Annotated in this window: 20 protein-coding genes; 9 read left to right on the top strand and 11 right to left on the bottom strand. The window is 66.2% G+C overall.

Annotation, left to right across the window (positions count from 1 at the left end; all coding sequences use genetic code 11):
* Positions 1–33 precede the first annotated feature (33 nt).
* The 4 genes from ACOGXI_RS12075 to ACOGXI_RS12060 all read left to right on the top strand — a co-directional run bounded on the left by ACOGXI_RS12075 (position 34) and on the right by ACOGXI_RS12060 (position 4963).
* Positions 34–1524, top strand: coding sequence for a dihydrolipoamide acetyltransferase family protein (locus ACOGXI_RS12075; RefSeq protein ID WP_419939096.1), 1491 nt, complete (start codon positions 34–36; stop codon positions 1522–1524).
* Positions 1525–1602: 78 nt separating this feature from the next.
* A complete protein-coding gene (locus tag ACOGXI_RS12070; protein WP_419939095.1) occupies positions 1603–2385 on the top strand; it encodes a succinate dehydrogenase in 783 nt (260 codons plus the stop codon).
* A gap of 36 nt (positions 2386–2421) precedes the next feature.
* Complete coding sequence (locus ACOGXI_RS12065) at positions 2422–4218, top strand: fumarate reductase/succinate dehydrogenase flavoprotein subunit (RefSeq protein ID WP_419939094.1); 1797 nt, start codon at positions 2422–2424, stop codon at positions 4216–4218.
* Between the two features lie 4 nt (positions 4219–4222).
* The gene (locus tag ACOGXI_RS12060; protein WP_419939093.1) at positions 4223–4963 is read left to right on the top strand and encodes a succinate dehydrogenase/fumarate reductase iron-sulfur subunit; all 741 of its coding nucleotides are present in this window, start codon (positions 4223–4225) and stop codon (positions 4961–4963) included.
* Between the two features lie 7 nt (positions 4964–4970).
* Here ACOGXI_RS12060 and ACOGXI_RS12055 read toward each other — a convergent pair whose 3' ends face one another.
* From ACOGXI_RS12055 to ACOGXI_RS12025, 7 genes are all read right to left on the bottom strand, one after another.
* Positions 4971–5441 (bottom strand): type II toxin-antitoxin system VapC family toxin, encoded by a 471-nt coding sequence (locus ACOGXI_RS12055; RefSeq protein WP_419939092.1) that lies wholly within the window; start codon positions 5439–5441, stop codon positions 4971–4973.
* Positions 5442–5645, bottom strand: a complete 204-nt coding sequence (locus ACOGXI_RS12050; protein WP_419939091.1) for an AbrB/MazE/SpoVT family DNA-binding domain-containing protein — start codon at positions 5643–5645, stop codon at positions 5442–5444.
* A 92-nt stretch (positions 5646–5737) separates the two neighbouring features.
* Positions 5738–6733, bottom strand: a complete 996-nt coding sequence (locus tag ACOGXI_RS12045) for a calcium/sodium antiporter (RefSeq protein ID WP_419939090.1) — start codon at positions 6731–6733, stop codon at positions 5738–5740.
* An 86-nt stretch (positions 6734–6819) separates the two neighbouring features.
* Positions 6820–7215, bottom strand: a complete 396-nt coding sequence (locus ACOGXI_RS12040) for a bactofilin family protein (RefSeq protein ID WP_419939089.1) — start codon at positions 7213–7215, stop codon at positions 6820–6822.
* 51 nt (positions 7216–7266) lie between these two features.
* Complete coding sequence (locus ACOGXI_RS12035; protein ID WP_419939088.1) at positions 7267–8079, bottom strand: M23 family metallopeptidase; 813 nt, start codon at positions 8077–8079, stop codon at positions 7267–7269.
* Positions 8076–8972, bottom strand: coding sequence for a ParB/RepB/Spo0J family partition protein (locus ACOGXI_RS12030; RefSeq protein ID WP_419939087.1), 897 nt, complete (start codon positions 8970–8972; stop codon positions 8076–8078). The genes ACOGXI_RS12035 and ACOGXI_RS12030 overlap by 4 nt, the downstream gene beginning before the upstream one ends.
* Position 8973: 1 nt before the next feature.
* Complete coding sequence (locus ACOGXI_RS12025; RefSeq protein WP_419939086.1) at positions 8974–9738, bottom strand: ParA family protein; 765 nt, start codon at positions 9736–9738, stop codon at positions 8974–8976.
* A gap of 434 nt (positions 9739–10172) precedes the next feature.
* Between ACOGXI_RS12025 and pyrF the strand changes: the two genes are divergently transcribed.
* From pyrF to ACOGXI_RS12010, 3 genes are all read left to right on the top strand, one after another.
* Positions 10173–10862, top strand: a complete 690-nt coding sequence (pyrF, locus tag ACOGXI_RS12020; protein WP_419939085.1) for an orotidine-5'-phosphate decarboxylase — start codon at positions 10173–10175, stop codon at positions 10860–10862.
* A gap of 214 nt (positions 10863–11076) precedes the next feature.
* Positions 11077–11874 carry an Fpg/Nei family DNA glycosylase gene (locus ACOGXI_RS12015; RefSeq protein WP_419939084.1) on the top strand — a complete coding sequence of 266 codons (798 nt, stop codon included), beginning with the start codon at positions 11077–11079 and terminating at the stop codon, positions 11872–11874.
* Positions 11871–12707, top strand: coding sequence for a DUF1207 domain-containing protein (locus ACOGXI_RS12010; protein WP_419939083.1), 837 nt, complete (start codon positions 11871–11873; stop codon positions 12705–12707). The genes ACOGXI_RS12015 and ACOGXI_RS12010 overlap by 4 nt, the downstream gene beginning before the upstream one ends.
* Positions 12708–12754: 47 nt before the next feature.
* Here the strand turns inward: ACOGXI_RS12010 and yidC are convergent, their stop codons facing one another.
* The 4 genes from yidC to rpmH are packed head-to-tail and all read right to left on the bottom strand — an operon-like array spanning position 12755 to position 15228.
* Complete coding sequence (gene yidC / locus ACOGXI_RS12005) at positions 12755–14476, bottom strand: membrane protein insertase YidC (protein ID WP_419939082.1); 1722 nt, start codon at positions 14474–14476, stop codon at positions 12755–12757.
* Positions 14476–14688 (bottom strand): membrane protein insertion efficiency factor YidD, encoded by a 213-nt coding sequence (yidD, locus tag ACOGXI_RS12000; protein ID WP_419940194.1) that lies wholly within the window; start codon positions 14686–14688, stop codon positions 14476–14478. Before yidD ends, yidC begins: the two co-directional genes overlap by 1 nt.
* The gene (locus tag ACOGXI_RS11995) at positions 14685–15089 is read right to left on the bottom strand and encodes a ribonuclease P protein component (protein ID WP_419939081.1); all 405 of its coding nucleotides are present in this window, start codon (positions 15087–15089) and stop codon (positions 14685–14687) included. Before ACOGXI_RS11995 ends, yidD begins: the two co-directional genes overlap by 4 nt.
* On the bottom strand, positions 15055–15228 hold the full coding sequence (gene rpmH / locus ACOGXI_RS11990) for a 50S ribosomal protein L34 (protein WP_419939080.1): 174 nt from the start codon (positions 15226–15228) through the stop codon (positions 15055–15057). Before rpmH ends, ACOGXI_RS11995 begins: the two co-directional genes overlap by 35 nt.
* A 250-nt stretch (positions 15229–15478) precedes the next feature.
* Between rpmH and dnaA the strand changes: the two genes are divergently transcribed.
* Both dnaA and dnaN read left to right on the top strand, forming a co-directional pair.
* On the top strand, positions 15479–16861 hold the full coding sequence (dnaA, locus tag ACOGXI_RS11985; protein ID WP_419939079.1) for a chromosomal replication initiator protein DnaA: 1383 nt from the start codon (positions 15479–15481) through the stop codon (positions 16859–16861).
* Positions 16862–17176: 315 nt separating this feature from the next.
* Positions 17177–18304 (top strand): DNA polymerase III subunit beta, encoded by a 1128-nt coding sequence (gene dnaN, locus ACOGXI_RS11980; protein WP_419939078.1) that lies wholly within the window; start codon positions 17177–17179, stop codon positions 18302–18304.
* The last annotated feature ends 9 nt before the right edge of the window (positions 18305–18313 follow it).

Here is an 18313-nt window from a genome sequence, read left to right as displayed (position 1 = left end):
AACCCACGCGGCTTCAAGCCGGGGAAGAACACCATGTCCAAAGTGGATGTCATCATGCCGCAGATGGGGGAGTCCATCGCGGAGGGGACGTTGACGCGCTGGCTCAAGAATGTCGGGGATGCCGTCGAGCGGGACGAGGACCTGTTCGAGATATCCACTGACAAGGTGGACGCGGACATTCCGTCTCCGGCGGGAGGGGTGCTGGCCGAGGTTCTGGTGCAGAGCGGGGAGACGGTGGAGATCAACACCGTGGTGGCCCGCATCGAGACCGACGCCACAGTCGCGACATCCGCCGCACCGTCGGCGCCCGCGGCCGACCCGCCGGCGGAGGCGAGGGCGGCGGACCCCGTGACCTCGACCGCGGCGGCGGCAATCCCCGCAGTTGCGCCAGCGCGCGCCACGCCCGTATCCCCGGAGTCGACGGCGGAGGCGCCACCGGCCAGCCGGGATGAGCGGCTGCGGACACGATCGACGCCGCTGGTGCGGAAGATCGCCGCGGAGCACGGGGTCGACATCCACCAGGTGCCCGGAACGGGTACCTCCGGTCGTGTGACCCGGGATGACATTCTGGCGTTCATCTCCGCCGGCGGGACGGACGTGGCGCCCGTTTCCACCGTTCCCGCCGCGGCGCCCGCTCCCACCGCGGCGCCCGCCGCGGTCCCGCCGCCGGCCCCGGCCCCGGCCCCCGATGTGAAGGCGTCGGAGCCGGCGCTGCCCGAGACGACGGCGCCCGCGACGGCGACGCCCGGCACGCTTCGGATCCCGATCCACGGGGCCACGCTCGATGTCCGGCTCGGTTCCGTGCCGATTCGGGAGCGCGACCGGGTCGAGGAGATGAGCAGAGTCCGCCTGCGGACGATGGAACACATGCTCATGTCCAAGCGCGTCTCCGCGCATGTGACGTCGGTGACCGAGGTGGACTTCGAGCGGATCGTCAAACTCCGGCGTTCACTCAAGTCGCGCTTCGCCGATCAGGGCGTGAAGCTCACCTACGGCCCCTTCATCTATCGCGCCGTGATCGAGGCCCTGGGCGAGTATCCGATCCTCAACTCGTCCGTCGACGGATCGCGAATCGTGTATCACGGCAACATCAATCTCGGGATCGCGGTGGCGATCAACGACGGCCGCGAGCTCATCGTGCCCGTGCTCAAGGACGCGGACCAGCTCAGCCTGCTGGGACTCGCGCAGCGCTCCAACGAGCTCGCCGAGAAGGCCCGCGGCAAGGCTCTGGATTTCGACGACATCCAGGGCGGGACGTTCACGATCACGAACGTGGGCGTCTTCGGAAACCTGTTCGGGACCCCGATCATCAACCAGCCTCAGGTGGCCATCCTCGGCACCGGGGTGATCGAGAAACGGCCGGTCGTCGTTCAGGACCAACTGGGCAACGACGTGATCGCGATCCGCAACCGGGCCTACTTCGGTCTTTCCTACGACCATCGCGTGGTGGACGGCGCCATGGCGGCGTTTTTCCTCAACCGGGTCCAGGAATACCTCGAGGGTTTCCCGGACGACTCCGCTTGACAGTCATCCTGACGGCCCGGTAGGCTGGCCGCGTCCTCCAAGGTCCGGCCCCACCCCACGAAGAGTCGACGATAGACGATGGAAAGCTCGGTCGCGGTTCGAGATCGCGGGTTCGGCAAGACCCTCCGCAGGGATCGCTGGTGGGTACCGCCCCTGAGCGTAGCGCTGGGGCTCGGCCTCTTCGGAGGCTATGCCACCTGGTCGGTCCTGCAGGGCGGCAACTATTTCGCCGACCCGTACCTGTCCCCCCTCTACTCGCCGTGCATCGCCGCCAGCTGTCCGGAGCAGATCCGCCTGCTGGGCATCGAGTGGTGGCCGTTCTCTCCGGCCATACTGATGATGGGCGTGATCCTCGGGTTCCGGGGGACCTGCTACTACTACCGGAAGGCGTACTACCGCGCCTACTTCCTCGATCCGCCGGCCTGCGCCGTGGGCGAGTTCCGCGGCGACAGGTATGTGGGCGAGAACCGGCTTCCGTGGGTTCTCCAGAACCTGCACCGGTACTTCCTGTACGCCTCGATCATCATCTGGCTCTTCCTGACGTACGACACGGTGCACGGCTTCTTCTTCGAGGACGGCTTCGGCATCGGGCTCGGGTCGGTCGTCCTTCTCGTCAACCTCGTCCTGCTGTCGGGGTACTGGTTCGGCTGCCATTCGCTCCGTCATCTGATCGGCGGCAACGTCGACTGCTACTCGTGCACGCTCGGCGGCAAGGCTCGATACAAGGCGTGGAAGGGCGTGAGCTGGTTCAACAGGCGTCACATGGGTTGGGCCTGGTTGAGCCTCGTCTTCGTCTGCGTTACGGACCTGTACATCCGGCTGGTCGCCATGGGCGTGTTCGAGGACCCCCGGCTCTTCTGACTAACTGACGCACAACTGAGGCACAGCGGACTCTGCATGGAGATTTCAGAACGCCACGAGCATGACGTCCTCGTGATCGGAGCCGGGGGGGCCGGGCTTCGCGCCGCGATCGCGGCCATCGAGGCCGGCGCATCGGTGGGACTCGTCGGCAAGTCGCTGCTCGGCAAGGCGCACACGGTCATGGCCGAGGGCGGCATGGCGGCCGCGCTCGGCAACAACCGCCCGGAAGACAACTGGCAGGTACACTTCCGCGATACGATGCGGGGCGGAAAGGGCCTGTGCGATTGGCGCATGGCCCGGGCGCACGCCAGGGAGGCGCCGGACCGCGTGCGAGAGCTCGAGGCCTGGGGCGCCCTCTTCGACCGGGCGGAAGACGGACGCATGAATCAGCGCCCGTTCGGAGGCCACACCTACGGACGGCTGGCGCATGTCGGCGACCGGACCGGGTTGGAAATGATCCGGACGCTCCAGGACCACGCCGTGCACGAAGGCGCCGACGTCTTCATGGAGTGCACGGTCTTCCGGCTCATCGTAGTGGATGGCCGCGTGGCGGGCGCGCTCGCGTACTGGCGTCCGACGGGGGAGTTCGTGCTCTTCCGGGCCCGGACCGTCATTCTCGCCACCGGGGGACTGGGGAAGGCCTGGAAGGTGACCTCCAATTCCTGGGAGTGCACCGGCGACGGGGTGGCGCTCGCCTACGACGCGGGGGCCGAACTCCTGGGGATGGAGTTCGTCCAGTTTCACCCCACGGGCATGGTGTGGCCGCCCAGCGTGCGCGGCACTCTCGTGACCGAGGGGGTCCGCGGCGAGGGCGGCGTGCTCACGAACCGGGACGGCGACCGCTTCATGTTCCGGTATGTCCCGGAGATGTTCGAAGGGGACTACGCGGAGAGCCAGGAAGAGGCCGACCGGTGGGTGGCAGGCGACCGCGTGGCCAACCGCCGCCCGCCCGAACTGCTCACCCGGGATGTCGTGGCAAAGGCGATCGTCGCGGAGGTCGAGGCCGGGCGCGGGAGCCCGCACGGCGGCGTTTTCCTGAATATCTCGGAGAAGCGGAGCCCCGAGTACATCAAGGCCAAGCTCCCGAGCATGTATCACCAGTTCAGGGAGCTCGCGGGCGTCGACATCACGACCGACGCGATGGAGGTGGGGCCGACGACCCACTACGCGATGGGCGGCGTGAAGGTCCACCCGGAGACCGCCACGACACGCGTTCCCGGCCTGTACGCTGCGGGCGAAGTCGCCGCGGGCCTCCATGGGGGAAATCGGCTGGGCGGGAATTCGCTGTCGGACCTCATCGTGTTCGGGCAGCGCGCGGGCGCGGCGGCGGCGGAGGAGGCGATGGGAGTGGAACTTGCCGACATCCCGGCCGCGGAGCTGTCCACCGCCGCCGAAGCCGCCACGGCGCCGTTCGCGCGCGAGGACGGCCGCAATCCGTTCGGCGTGCAGGAAGAGCTGCAGCAGATCATGCAGGACAAGGTCGGAATCGCCCGCACGGAGGGGGCACTCCGCGAGGCCCTCGGGGATGTCCGCCGACTGCGCGGGGCGCTCGACACCTGTTCGGTCCACGGCGGACGAGCCTTCAACCCCGGTTGGCACACCTGGGTCGATCTCCACGCCATGCTCACCGTGGCCGAGGCGGTCGTCCTCTCCGCGCTCGAGCGCCGGGAGAGCCGCGGCGCGCACACCCGGATCGATTATCCGGACTCGGACGCCTCGCTCGGGCGGGTCAATGTCGTCATCCAGGCGTCCGACGGTCGTATGGTGACGGACACGGAACCGGTATCGGAACCGCCGGCCGATCTGACGCAGCTCATCGAGGAAGGGGTGTAGCGAGGTGGCGGAACGAACTTTCCAGGTTTACCGCGGGTCCGACGACGACGGGCAGCTCGAATCCTATACGGTCGAGATCGATCAGGGCATGGTCGTGCTCGACGCGATCCACCGCATCCAGGCGGAGCACGCGCCGGATCTCGCGGTGCGCTGGAACTGCAAGGCCGGCAAGTGCGGATCCTGCAGTTGCGAGGTCAACGGGCGGCCCCGCCTGACCTGCATGACGCGGCTCTCGGACTATGAGGACGAAGAACCGATCACGGTCACGCCGATGAAGGCCTTTCCCGTCATCAAGGACCTCGTCACCGACGTCTCTCAGGCGTACCGAAACAACGCCTCCATCCCGCGTTTCAAGCCGCGCCCGCGCGATGCGGACGACGGCTGGCGCATGCAGCAGTTCGAGATCGACCGGGCCCAGGAGATGCGGAAGTGCATCGAGTGTTTCCTCTGCCAGGACGTCTGCCACGTCCTTCGGTCACATAACAAGCACGAGGAGTTCATCGGCCCCACCTACCTTGTGAGGACGGCCGGGTACAGCCTCAATCCGATCGACGTGGAGGACCGTAGCGAGTTCCTCCGGGACGCGGCGGGAATCGGCTACTGCAACATCACGAAGTGCTGCACGGAAGTGTGCCCCGAGCACATCACGATCACCGACAACGCGATCATTCCCCTCAAGGAGCGCGTGGTCGACCGCTTCTACGACCCGCTGAAGGCGCTCGTGAGACTCGTGCGGAGACGCTAGTGTCGCGCTAGCCGAAATCTTCAACGTTCAATACGTGCATCCCGGCAATCCGGCGGAGTCCCGAACCTGATGTGAGGTACACCTCGGCGCCCGCCACGAGCGCCGTTGCAATCTGCAGGGCTCGTTCCGGCCGACCGCCAAGCCGCGCGCGTACTTCGGCGGCCTGAACGGCGATCTCGGCGCTGGCCTCCACGATGTCCAACCGAGGGTAGAGTCGCACGTTCCGCGCCACGTCGCGAGCCGATGACGGCTTCCCCTGCCGATACACTTCCACGAGGATCTGATACAGCGTCAGGCTCGACGTCTGGGCCCTGATGCTGCCGCTCGCAATGCCCGAGAAGGCGAGATCCGTTTGTCTCGTCTGTCTCGTCGGACCCCTGCCGATCAAGTGAAGTGCAAACACGCGAGCGTCGACGTGAACGAGCCCGGCCCGGGTCAGGCGTTCCTCGAGGCCGGTGTGGTTCGCGGCGTCCGCCATTCAGGCCTCCTCGAGTTCCGGCCAGAGGTCTCCGGCGTCCACCACATCCCGAAGCATGCCCCGCAGGCGGTCCTCCCGGGCCGGCGGCAGCTTTTCCATTCTTACGGTGTCACCGTCCACGGACACCGCGAGCCGGTCGCCGGGCGCCAGGTCCAGCGCCTCTCTGGCGGCTTTCGGAACCACGATCTGGTTCTTGCTGCTCATCTTTACCGAGACGACCATACGACAAACCCTAGCCCTTTACGGTGTCGCTTGGCAACCCGATGCCGAAAGCGGACTTGGGGGGACGTTTCAGGTCAGTTGAACAACCAGACGAGCACGATGTAGGCGAGATACAGGAGCAGGAGCAGCCCGCCCTCCCACCTCTGCACCGTCCCCCGGTGCAGCGCGAGGGGGATGAGGATAACGGAGAAGGCGAGGGCCGGAAGCACGTAGCCGACCACGATGCTTGGATGGAGTACGAGCGGGCGGACGAGCGCGGAGGTCCCGAGCACGAGGCCGAGATTGAACACGTTCGAGCCGATCACGTTTCCGATCGCGATGTCTCCCATTCGCCGGAAGGCGGCGACCAGCGTGGAAGCCAATTCCGGAAGAGAAGTGCCGACCGCGATCATGGTGGCGGCGATCACCGCCTCCGGCACGGCCAGCGAACGGGCGATCCCCTCCGCGCCCTCCAGCAGCCAGGTCGCCCCGTAGGTGAGGCACGGAAGGCCGAGGCCGATCCGTACGAGCGACCACCAGACTCCCGGCGCCGCCGCGGCGGTCGCTTCGGGATCGGTGCCGCCACCCGGCGGAGGCGCGTCCGGATCGTCCGGATCCTGCGCGCGACCTGCCCTCCGGAACAGGCCCACTCGTTCCCACCTCAGGAGGAAGAACAGGTAGAGCGCCCATCCGGATACGAGTATGAATCCGTCCAGACGCCCGACAGCATCGTTGAGGGACAGCACCATCACGAGAGAGAGAACGATGATAACGAGCGGCGTCTCGCGCACGATGACGCGACGGTGGACTTCGATCGGCCGAATCAGCGCGCCGACGCCCACGATCAAGCCTACGTTCGCCGCCGTGGAGCCCATTATGTTGCCGACGGCAACGTCCGGTTGACCCTCCAGCGATGCAATTGCGCTGACGACCAACTCCGGTGCCGAGGTGCCGAAAGCGACCACGGTCAGGCCCACGACGAGCGGGCTGACGCCGAATCTCTGCGCCAGGCCGGAGGCGCCGCGAACGAGCCAGTCCGCGCCGAGTGTCAGGGGCAGGAGCGCGAAGGCGAAGAGGAGGGTGTCGCTCATCCGCGGTTACGGAATTCCGTCAAGCGGATCGCCCGCCCCGGTTCGGCGCGACCCCTGCAATCGGGAGGCCGGGTGGAAGCCTCGCTTCAGCTGCGCCCGGCCGCGTGTTGAGGCTTCTTCGGCTGGATCGATGGAGCGGCAGTCGGCTTCTTGTCCGCTGCCTTGGCCGTCATGTGGAGACGACCCTCAATCTGGCCTCCCTCTTCGAGCTTCACTCGGCGGCTCCGGATGTCGCCCTCGATCTTGCAGGTTTCCTGCAATTCCACGCGGCTGGCTCCCACCACGGTGCCCACCACGGTGCCGGCTACCACGACGTCCTGCGTCTCGATATCCCCGGTAATACGTCCGCCCTTGCCGACGACAACGGACTTCGTTGCCTTGATCGAACCTTCGATCTTGCCTTCGACCCGGACGGTACCGTCGCACTTTACGTCCCCGAGGATCGTCATTCCGGGCGCGACGACCGAAACGACGTCGCTCAACTTACGGGTGTGCCCGCCATGTCGAGAATCTCTAGCCATTTGCTCTAATCCTTACTCCGGTTGCCTCTCCGCCGGGGCCCCGGTGCTATCGCGACCGCTGTGGTCCGCCACCAGCGAGAGTGGGTCCAATAGTACGCCGTTGCGAGCCAGTTCCAAGTGCAGATGGGGAGCCGAGGATCTTCCCGTGTTCCCCGTGAGGGCGATAACCTCGAGCCGCTCCACTGCATCCCCGGCCGCGGCGAACAGCCAGGCGTTGTGGCCATACAATGACGTTAGCCCGTCGGCGTGCGCAATCCGCAGGAATTTTCCGTAGATCGGGTCTTCGCCCGCCGCCTCGACGCGTCCCGCCTGAATCGCCCGCACGTACGACCCCGTCGATACCGCAATGTCCAACCCCGTGTGGCCTTCGCGTGAATCGGCAGGCCGTGAGCCGAAGTGCCGGGTGATGAATCCGCGCTGCGTAAGGGGCCAGGCGGGGGTCGCCGCCTCGGCCGAGGTCCGTGACCTGATCTCGACGCCTCCCCCGAGGACGACGTTCACCGGAGGAGATTCGGCGGGGCGTCCCGAGGTTACCGCATCCTGCAGGAGACCGAAGTCTTCCTCGAGTTCGTTCAAGCGGCCCGCCAACCGGTTTGTCCTTTCGCGCTCGCCCTCGAGCGTCGCGACTTCCGCCTCCAGTTCGAGGACGCGCCTGGACTCGGCCCGCGAAGCCGTAAGGAAACCTCCCAGAAACCCCAGGCCTGCCAAGCCGATGATCGTGCCCGCCACCGAGAGAAGCAGCCGCGCGCGGCTGAGCGACAGAGACCGCACCCGCCGGCCATCCCGCCGGACCAACTGCAGCGTCCATCGCCGGAGGATGGTCATTCACGAAGCTCCGCCGCGAGTTCGTCCCCACCCATCAAGGCGACGAGCCGCAGAAAATCATCCGTATCGTGGAAGCGCACGACGACTTCGCCGGCCCCATCCGATCGCGTCCGGATCCGCACCTGGGTGCCGAAGCCCCGCTCCAGCCCCAGTTCGGCCCGTCTCACAAAGGGATCGCCCGACCCTGCCGGCCCCTTCTTCCTGGTCTTCCCCCGCCCCCGTCGCGCCGTGCGGCCCCGGCGCGCACGACGTTCCGTCTCCCGTACCGACCACCCCTGCTCCACCGCCGTCAGTGCGACCCGGGTTTGCTCTTCCGGCGTGGACAACGTCAGGAGGGCGCGGCCGTGACCCGCGGACAGTTGCCCATTCGCGAGCAAACCCAGCACCGCCTCCGGCAGGGCGAGCAGTCGAAGAGCGTTTGCCACGGTCGACCTGTCCCGCCCCACGTGCCGCCCCACTTCCTCCTGCGTCAGACCGAAGTCCTCCATCAGTCGACGATACCCGCGAGCTTCTTCAAGTGCTGACAGGTCATGACGTTGCAGATTTTCAACGAGAGCGACCACAAGCATTTGCTCATCGTCCAGCGTCCGCACCAGGGCCGGAACCGAGGTCCATCCGAGACTCTGAACTGCCCGGAATCGTCGCTCGCCCACGACGATCTCGAACGCTTCCCCCACTGGCCTGACGACGACCGGCTGCAGCAAGCCGTTTTCGCGGATGGAGTCCGCGAGTTCCGCGAGGCGGGCCGGATCGAAGTCGCCGCGAGGCTGGAACGGATTCGCCCGGATGGCCTCCACGGGAATTTCCGCTTCCCCCGCGACGCGCTCCGCTCCGAGGTTTTCGCTCAACAGGGCCGCAAGCCCCTTGCCCAGCCGGCGTTCGTTCCTGGCCAACCTACGAACTCCTGTGCCGATCGATCAGTTCCCGGGCCAGACTCAGGTATCCCCGGGCCCCACTCGACAGGACGTCGTACAGGGCGATCGGCTCTCCGAAACTCGGGGCCTCGGCGAGCCGAATGTTCCTCGGGATCATGGTGTCGAAGACCTTGCCCCCGAAGTACTCACGCGCCTCGGCGGCGACCTGTTTGGCGAGGTTGAGGCGCGAATCGTACATCGTCAGCAGCACCCCCTCGATCTCGAGTTCCGGGTTGATGCTGCGTTGCACCAGCCGCACGGTGTTCAGGAGCTGGCTGAGCCCTTCCAGCGCGTAGAACTCGCACTGAATCGGGATGAGCACGGCGTCCGCAGCGGCCAGCGCGTTCAGCGTGAGGAGTCCGAGGGATGGCGGTGAGTCGATCAGGATGTATTCGAAGTCATCCTTCAGCGCTTCGATCTTCCGGCCGAGGATTCGCTGGCGATCCGACCGGTCGATCAGCTCCACTTCGGCGCCGGTCAGGTCCCGGCTCGCGGACACCACGGACAGGCACGGGAAGTGGACTTCCGGCCGCACCGCAGCCTGAAGCGGCTGTCCGTTTACGAGACAGTCGTACACGCTGGGGACATCTCCATCCTTGCGCAGTCCGAACCCGGACGTCGCGTTCCCCTGCGGATCGCAATCGATGACGAGCGTGCTGCGCTCCGCGATCGCCAGCGAGGCGCCGAGGTTGATCGCCGTGGTGGTCTTGCCGACCCCACCCTTCTGATTTGCAATCGCGATCACCCGACCCAAATCAATCCGCCCCCTGCTGATCGCCGCACGTGGCGATGTGAACCGACATGCACTTGTAAGCGTATACTTCGTAACGAATTAGTGTCATGACGATCGAGCGCGGAGAGTAGGTTCATCGCGCTACGGAACGTCATTTCCCGTGAGAAATCCAATATACGGCGCTCTCGTGACCCGGGCGACCTGGATCGGGTTCGCGGGACATGTTTCACGTGAAACATGCGATGAACGTGGCGATGAGCCAATCCGCTCCGGGCGCGGGAAACGCAACGTTTCACGTGAAACCATTACTCGACATCGGCGTCGGCCCCCTTGCAGGCATGCACGCCGGAAAAGAGCTTCGTCCTCCACTCGCCCCAAATTGGCTCCAATGCCGCACCCTGCTTCGGGAGGCCGATATCTCCACAACAGTCCCCGTAACCGACCGGTTGATCCTCGCGCTCGATGTTCCAACTGCCTCGGAGGCGCGTGAGATCGTCGATTCGCTCGCCGACACCGTTTCCTTCTACAAGATCGGCCTGGAACTCTTCCTCTCCGGCGGGTACTTCGAACTGGCCGACTGGCTTCGCTCCAGGGACAAGAAAGTGTTTGCCGACCTCAAACTCTTCGACGTTCCCCAGACCGTCCGCTCCGCTGTCCGACAGCTCCGAACCCGGGACGTGGATTTCGTCACCGTGCACGGCAACGATGCGATCCTGCGTGCGGCCTGCGACGCTGCCGAGGGCGACCTCGGAATCCTGGCGGTGACCGTTCTCACGAGTCTCGACCGGGCGGACATGGACGACCTGGGCTTTGAAGCCGACATTGGGGCCGTCGTCCTCTCGCGCGCCCGTCGGGCGGAGAGTATCGGCTGCGCCGGTGTCATCAGTTCCGGTCATGAAGCGGCGCGAATTCGCTCCGCGGTGTCCCATCCGTTTCGCATCGTCGTCCCGGGCATCCGCGCGGCGACGGCGGCCGGCGCCGATGACCAGAAACGGACCGTGGATGTGGAGACCGCGTTCGAGGCCGGGGCCGACTACATCGTCATGGGCCGACCCATCCGAAACGCCGCAGATCCCGCACGGGCCGCCGCGTCGGTTCAGGAGAGAATATCCGCCTGGTTTCAACGCGTCGGCTAATCGCACGGCGGAAATACCATAACCCCTTGCCTCACATACGGTTATACCTATTAACGGCACCCCGGGCGCCCGGAGTTGCGCGGCAGTGTTGACACGGCGTTGAGACCCGGTGGCAATACTCGTTGCTCGGCCTCCCGTGAAGCACGGGGCACTTTTCTTCCGTACGGGGGTACGGCTACCTGCACTCAGTCTTGCCCACCGGAGCCGTGATGCAATGATAGAACTTCCCGATGTTGAGAGAATGATCGAGCGCATTGCCGGTTACACGACCGGCAAAACGATCTCCATAATCCGGATCGACGATCCGGCTGTCGCCTCAATCGAGCGCGATATCGTCGAGAATCACCTTGAGAACCACGCCGTAGACTCTGTTGAACGCCACGGTCGCTACGTCGTCCTCCGCTTCCGTTCCGACTACAGCCTCATGTTCGACATGGGGGATGACGGTCTCTTGCGCCTCGAATCCCAGACGGCGCCTCCCACCGACCGGACGCGGATCCGCTTCCAGTTTGCGGCCGGCAGAGAACTCCGCTTCTCGTCGTCCGGCTCGCAGGGGACGGTCCAGGCCGTAGCGGGAAGCGAATTCAACGAGAAGGGGGCGCTCCAGAGCCTGGGGGTCGACCCGCTGAGCGACGATCTGACGCTTGCGCGCTTCGAGGCGCTTGCGGAGGGGAATGCCCGATCCAGCGTCAAAGGCTTTCTCCTGAACCAGAAAGCGATTGCGGGGATCGGCAACGACTACGCGGACGAAATCTGCTTCCAGGCCGGCGTCCGCCCCGACCGTCGGGTCGGCCAACTGGAGCCTGCGCACCTCGATCGGCTTCACCGCTACCTGAGGCGGGTCCTGAGGCGGGCCACACTGCACTGGAGTGCGGCCCATTCCGACCCCGGGTGGCTGATCAACTCACGCTCGTCGGGGGGCGCCTGCCCGCGGTGCCGACATGAGTTGACGTCCGTCCGCGTGACTGGCCGAAAGACCGTGCTCTGCCCGAGGTGTCAGCGCGCCGCTTGAAGCTCCAGCGCGGTCTCGCGGTCGGCTTGTTGCTGCTGGCCGTGCCCGTCGCCGTGGTGCGCCCCCTTGCCGCGCAGGCGAACCGCGGTGCGGCAAGCGGCATCCGGGACGCGAGCGGCCATCCGTTCCGCACGCCTGCGGGCTCCCCCCTCGAGCCCGTGCATCGTCTCGCGCTGCTGAGCGCGACGCGTGACTCGCTCCGCGACGGCATCGCTCTCGCCGACGTCGGCGACCGCCTCGGATTCTGGATCCGGCGCGACCCGGACGGGGACGTGGAGTACGCGGGAGCGATTCACGGAGGGGTGTTCTCCCGCTTCGACCTCGGAGGTCCGGATCAGGCCCTCATCGAAGTGCACTACCGGATCGGGGCTCTCCTCCGCGCGCGTTTCGGGGAGGTTGCGGCTCGTGCGGAACTCTATCACCTGAGTTCGCATCTCGGAGACGAATTCCTCCTCGACACCGGCGCCCGTCCCATCAGCACGAGCCGGGAGGGCCTGGAACTCTTGCTCCAGGGATCTCCGGTATCGGGCCTCACCGTCTACGGAGGCCCGGGGGTGCTGCTGCGCGCCACGCCGGACTTCGAGCCCCTGTCGCTGCGCGCGGGCGCCGCCTGGGAGTCGGCGCCGGGTGCGCGGGCGCGCTTCCACGCTTCGGTCGACTACTTCGGCTGGGCGGAGCTGGATTGGGAGCCCGCCATTGCGGCGGAACTCGGGGCCGGGCTGGGTCGGGGGACGCGGGTCGGACTGCTCCTGGGCTTCGGTCCTTCCCGCGCGGAGCAGTTCCTTCGGCAGTCCGAGCGCCTGATCGGGCTCTCCGTCTCCCACGTGCGCTGACGAGGCGCTGACGAGGCGGCGCCGACCCCCTCCGGCGTGCCCCGGCGCTATTCCTTCTTTCGGGCGGACGGCGGCTGTGCTTTCCTTCGTGCCCGGGAGAGGTACATCTGCTGCGGCAGCGACATGATGTTGGAGGCGGTGTAGTAGAGGTTCAACCCGGCCGCGAAGTTCGCGAAAAAGAACGTGAAGACGACCGGCAGCGCGTAGGACATCATCTTCATCTGCGCGTTCGTCTGCATGCCCCGCTGGGTGATCCAGTTCAACCCGAGCATGGAGCCGCCCATCAGGACCGGGACGATGAAGAGCGGATCTCTCAGCGACAGGTCCGTAAGCCACAGGAAGGGGACGCCCCGGAACTCGATCGTGTTCTGGAACACGAAGAACAGCGTGATCAGGATCGGGAAGGGCAGGAGCATGGGCAGACAGCCGCCCAGCGGGTTGACCCCGTGTTCGCGGAACAACTTCATCTGCTCCTGCTGCAGTCGCTGCGCGTCGCCCTTGTAGCGTTCCTGCAGCTTCTTGATCTCCGGCTGCAGCGCCATCTGCTTCATCTGCGCGCGGCCCGAGATGTGGAACAGCGGCGACAGGATGATCCGCGACCCCACGCCGAACAGGATCAGAACCCAGCCGTACGCCAGCGAGAACGACTCGTGCATCCAGATCAGGATCGCGACGATCAGGTTCCCGAACGGCCGGGTGAACCACCGGAGCCAGCGCCAGCCGACGGGGTTCACGTTGTGGAGTTCCTGCCCCATGGCCTGTAGCCGCGCGAAATCCTGTGGCCCGACGTACGCCGCGTACTCGAAGCCGGAACTGCCCGCGGGTACCGGCAGCGCCGCCTGCATTTCCGCTGCGTCTTCCTCGGGCACGCCCCGCAGCATCACCCCCCCGATGCCCGGGCCCTCCGGGGGCGCCACGACGGCGGCGAGCCAGTATTTCGATTTCGACGCGGCCCAACTGAAAGGAGCGCCGGAGGCCGGCCGCCTCTCGCCGGCGTCCACGCGGTCCAATCGCTCGGCCGCGATCTGTCCGGAGCGACTCCGGGTGACGAGCGACATCGCAGCCCTGTCCTCGCGGGGCACCGCCTCGTTTCGCTCGATCCCGCGACCGAGCCCTACGAGAACGACGTGCCCCACATCCCCCAGCCCACGCAGCCCGCCGCTCACGTCGATCCGGTAATCGTCCGGTTGGAAGCGATACGAGACATCGAAGGTGACCTCGCCGATGACGGTCTCGAAGCGCAGTTCCGCGGGCCCATCCCTCACCTCGAGCCTGTCCGTCGACGCAGTGAACGCAATCGCGGCGAGGGAGACGGTGTCGCCACGCAGTGTCAACGCGTACGCGAGGATCGAATCGTCGGGCCGCACCAACTCGACGTTGGGGCCGCCGTGTCCACCCTCGGCGAAGTTCTCGTGCGCGAGCATCGTCGCGCCCACGAGTCGCGCGCCCCGCGTGTCGAACCGGTACTCGTACAGCTCCGACCGAACCGTGACGATCGAGCCTTCCGCGGCTGCGGGAGCGGTTTCCTCCGCCTCCCCCGCCACCGCGGGTGTCTCCTCCGCCTCGGCCAGAGCCGCCGTCACCTCCCGAGCCGCCCTTTCCTCGGCGGAAAGACGGCTCACCTCGTCCTCCGCGTTCGGGGTTTCCGGCGCCTCCACGCTGTCGGGCGACACCGGTTCCAGCGGCCTTTCGGCCGGCGGGAAGAACACGTTCGAGAGGATCATCACGCCGACCATCAGCGCTATGGCCAGAAGGAGCCTGCGTTCCATCAGTGCTCCCGGGCGGGAACCGGATCGTAGCCGCACGATCCGAGGGGGTGACAGCGAAGAAGACGCCGCACGCACAGCCAGGCCCCCCGGGCGGCGCCGAAGCGCCGCACCGCGGTCAAGGCGTATTCCGAGCAACTCGGCTCGTATCGGCAAGCGGGCGGCAACCAGGGAGAAACAACCAGCTGGTAGCCGCGAATCGCTCCGATGATCATCCTGCGCATACGGCCTCCAGCGAATCCATCAACGTCACTTGAAGCCTCTGATACGAGGCGTCATAGGCGGCCGGTTTCGCTCTCACGACCAGGTCGAGGTCGAGCCGGCGGGCTTCAAGGGCGGGCAAAATGTGAATGCGAACGATCTCGGTCAGACGTCGGCGTACAAGGTTTCGCGCGACCGCGTCGCGCCCGTGGCGAGGCGTCACAACCCCGACTCTGGAGCGACCGGAGGGAGACGGAACGAAGAACACGTCCACGATGCGGCCCCGGCTGCATCGGCCCGCACGGACGGTTCGGCGAATCTCCCGTGCTGTGCGCAGCCGAGCCGCGCGAGGCCGTCGAAAGCCTTCGGGCGGACGCCCGCTAGCGGCTTCGTCGCTTGCGACGGAACGCGTCACTGACGGTGAGCCGAGTTCGACCCTTCCTTCTGCGGCGCGACAGCGTGCGGCGGCCCGCCTTCGTCTTCATGCGCGCCCGGAATCCATGATCGCGAACGCGCTTCCTGTTGGTCGGCTTGCTGTATGTGGGCTTTCCCATCTCACATCACCCGAGGCTTTCCGGTCATCTCGTCAAGTTTTCGAGGCCAGCCCGGGAGTCTAGACGTGACGCGGGATACTGTCAATTCGACCCGTCGACGCCGGCCCCGGCGCCCGCCTCCGCCCGTCTTCCGTCGGCCCTCCGCGCGGCGCGGCGCGAGCCCCTTCCCCTTCGTTGACACTCGTCGGCGGATTCGCCTAAGATCAGAACCCCTATCCCACCGTCTTTTTCTCATGCCAGCGCGTCACGGATGGAGCTGACTGCACACGAGGCCTGGATCAAGATTCGCGCGTCGGCGAAGCTCGTGCTCCCGGAGCAGACCTATCGCACCTGGCTCGGATCGACCGAGGCTGTCTCGCTATCCGACGACACGCTCGTCGTTTCCGCCCCCACCAGGTTCGCGGTCGAATGGGTCGAGGATAAGTACGGGCCGCTGCTGCGGGAGATCTCCGAGCGAGAGCTCGGCGCGAGCCTTCGACTCCGCTTCGAGCACAAGGGAGCCGAGGAGCGTCTCGACTTCCCCGAAATCACGGAACCCTATCCCGGCGACCCGGGTCATGCGCTGGCTTCGCAGACGCCGAATCGCGGCGGCCTGCCGGCGGCGGCGGCGCTGAACGAACGCTACACCTTTGCGCGTTTCGTCATCGGCGGCAGCAACGAACTCGCGGCCGCGGCGTCGGACCGCGTGGCCGCCGCACCGGCCACGACATACAACCCGCTCTTCATCTGGGGCGGCACGGGTCTCGGCAAGACACACCTGATGCACGCCATCGGCAACACGATTCTCGACCGACTCCCGGATTGCCGGGTCGCCTACGTCCCCTCGGAGCAGTTCACGAACGAGATGATCGATGCGATCAGGACCGGGCAGACCGCTCTTTTCCGCGAGCGTTATCGCCGGATCGACATCCTGCTCATCGACGACGTCCACTTCATCGCGAACAAGGAAGGAACTCAGGAGGAGTTCTTCCACACGTTCAACGCGCTCTACGACGCCAAGAAACAGATCGTCATCACGAGCGACCGGCCCCCGCAGGACATCCCCGGGCTCCAGGAGCGCCTCGTTTCCCGTTTCGAGTGGGGTCTCGTCACCGACATCCAGCCCCCGGACCTGGAGACGCGCTCCGCCATCCTGCGGAAGAAGGCCGGGGAGGACGGGATCGAGATCGACGACGATGTCATCGAGTATGTGGCGCGGAGTCGGCGGACGTCCGTGCGGCAACTCGAGGGGGCCCTCATCAAGCTCCTCGCCTTCAGCTCACTCACGCGCCGCGAGATTTCGCTCGACATGGCGCGCGACGCGCTGGGGCCGGAGGGCAACGGCGCCGCTGAGCAGGTGATCGAAGTGTCCGCGGAGGAAGTCCGTGCCCGCATCGCCGCTTCGTGGGGCGTCTCCGTGGAAGCACTCGTTTCAAAACGGCGGAACCGGACCGTGACCGTGCCGCGGCAGGTCGCGATGTACCTCATCAAGACACATCTCGACCTTCCCTACTCCGACATCGGCCACCTCTTCGGTGGCAGGAATCACTCCACCGTCATCCACTCCGTCAACAAGGTCGAGGCGGACATGGCTTCCGATCCCACGCTTCGCGGCCGCGTCGGCCAGCTGCAGCAAGAGTTATTCCGAACCTGAGGCCCCCACCCGTCCATTACCATGTCCCACATGTGCCACTATTGTGCAAAACCGGACGAAGACTCGCTCCTCATGCGCACCATCGAGCGCACGGTCTCCGCGGCGACGGCGAGGTTTCGCCGGAGCTTCGACAAACCGTGTCGGCGTCTCGACAGGTGTCGACAGCGGACGGATGCGTCGCAAGCCACGAGAAACACGGGAAAACCCGAATTTTCGACACTTCGACAGGCCCTACTACTACTTCGTTGATACGTATATCATACGCCACCGTAGAACCCAGGGTGGAAAACCCGAACCGACACCGCCGGAGTTGAAATGAGATTCTCCATCACCCGAGAGGCACTCCAGAAGGGTCTGGCGGCAAGCGCTGCCGCCGTCCCGACCCGAGCCGCTCTCCCGGTTCTCTCGAACATCCTGATCCATGCGGAGGACGACGCCGTGCGGCTGAGCGGCACGGACATGTCCATCTTCGTCTCGCTGTCCGTACCGGCCGAAATCTCCGAGGCGGGCGTCGTGGCGCTGCCCGCGAGACAACTCCTGGAGATCTCGCGCGTGCTCGACGATGCGCCGGTGAAATTCGCGGCCGCGGACGGGAATCGCGACGGAGTCGCCACGGGCGTGGATATCGAGTGCGGCCGGAGCAAGTTCCGCCTCTACGGGCAGGCCCCGGACGAGTTCCCGGACTTCCCGGAGATCGACTTCGCCGACGGCTGGGAGATGTCCGCCGGCGAGCTGCAGACGCTGATCGAGCGGACGAGTTTCGCCGTATCCACGGAGGACAGCCGACCGATTCTGAACGGGATCCTGTGGCAGTTGCGCGGTGCGGCCACCGTCATGGTCGCAACGAACGGCCACCGGCTCGCGAAGATGTCACGGGAACTCGATGTCAGCGGGCCGCCGGCCGAGGCGGATCTCATCATCCCGCCGAAAGCGCTGAGCCAGGTGCAGAAGCTGTATCCGGCCGACACGGTGCTGCAGATCGCGCGTTCGGAGAACCATCTGGCGTTCCGGTCCGAGGATCGGGAGGTCTTCACGTCGCTGATCGAGGGGCCGTATCCGAACTACGAGCAGGTCATCCCGAGCGACAACGACAAGGTTGCGATCGTGAACCGGGCGGCCCTCGAGACAGCGGTGCGGCGCGTTGCGGTGATGGCGGACGATTCGACGAGGCGCGTACGCCTTTCTTTCCGTTCCGGCGACCTCGGTTTCAAGGTTCAGACGCCGGATCTCGGGGAGGCGGAGGACGCCCTGTCGCTGGACTACGAGGGCGAGGACATCCAGATCGGGTTCAACGCCACGTACCTCCTCGAGGTGCTGCGTCACATGCCGGAGGAGGATGTTCGGATGACGTTCAAGGCGCCGGAACGAGCGGCGACCTTCTCCCCCGCGAGTGACGAACCCGACTACCTCTGCCTCGTCATGCCGCTGCGCATCCTCGACTGAGGCGCGAAC

Origin of the sequence: Candidatus Palauibacter sp. (assembly GCF_965208055.1) — a bacterium.
Classification (GTDB): Bacteria; Gemmatimonadota; Gemmatimonadetes; order Palauibacterales; family Palauibacteraceae; genus Palauibacter.
Note: the sequence above shows the minus strand (reverse complement) of the source record. Positions and strands in the feature narration are given on the sequence as shown.

Excerpts from the sequence above, each read along its gene's own strand:
- ACOGXI_RS12075 (WP_419939096.1), top strand. The coding sequence starts at position 34 with ATGTCCAAAGTGGATGTCATCATGCCGCAGATGGGGGAGTCCATCGCG.
- ACOGXI_RS12070 (WP_419939095.1), top strand. The coding sequence starts at position 1,603 with ATGGAAAGCTCGGTCGCGGTTCGAGATCGCGGGTTCGGCAAGACCCTC.
- ACOGXI_RS12065 (WP_419939094.1), top strand. The coding sequence starts at position 2,422 with ATGGAGATTTCAGAACGCCACGAGCATGACGTCCTCGTGATCGGAGCC.
- ACOGXI_RS12055 (WP_419939092.1), bottom strand. The coding sequence starts at position 5,441 with ATGGCGGACGCCGCGAACCACACCGGCCTCGAGGAACGCCTGACCCGG.
- ACOGXI_RS12050 (WP_419939091.1), bottom strand. The coding sequence starts at position 5,645 with ATGAGCAGCAAGAACCAGATCGTGGTTCCGAAAGCCGCCAGAGAGGCG.
- ACOGXI_RS12045 (WP_419939090.1), bottom strand. The coding sequence starts at position 6,733 with ATGAGCGACACCCTCCTCTTCGCCTTCGCGCTCCTGCCCCTGACACTC.
- ACOGXI_RS12035 (WP_419939088.1), bottom strand. The coding sequence starts at position 8,079 with ATGACCATCCTCCGGCGATGGACGCTGCAGTTGGTCCGGCGGGATGGC.
- ACOGXI_RS12015 (WP_419939084.1), top strand. The coding sequence starts at position 11,077 with ATGATAGAACTTCCCGATGTTGAGAGAATGATCGAGCGCATTGCCGGT.
- yidC (WP_419939082.1), bottom strand. The coding sequence starts at position 14,476 with ATGGAACGCAGGCTCCTTCTGGCCATAGCGCTGATGGTCGGCGTGATG.
- yidD (WP_419940194.1), bottom strand. The coding sequence starts at position 14,688 with ATGATCATCGGAGCGATTCGCGGCTACCAGCTGGTTGTTTCTCCCTGG.
- rpmH (WP_419939080.1), bottom strand. The coding sequence starts at position 15,228 with ATGGGAAAGCCCACATACAGCAAGCCGACCAACAGGAAGCGCGTTCGC.
- dnaA (WP_419939079.1), top strand. The coding sequence starts at position 15,479 with ATGGAGCTGACTGCACACGAGGCCTGGATCAAGATTCGCGCGTCGGCG.
- dnaN (WP_419939078.1), top strand. The coding sequence starts at position 17,177 with ATGAGATTCTCCATCACCCGAGAGGCACTCCAGAAGGGTCTGGCGGCA.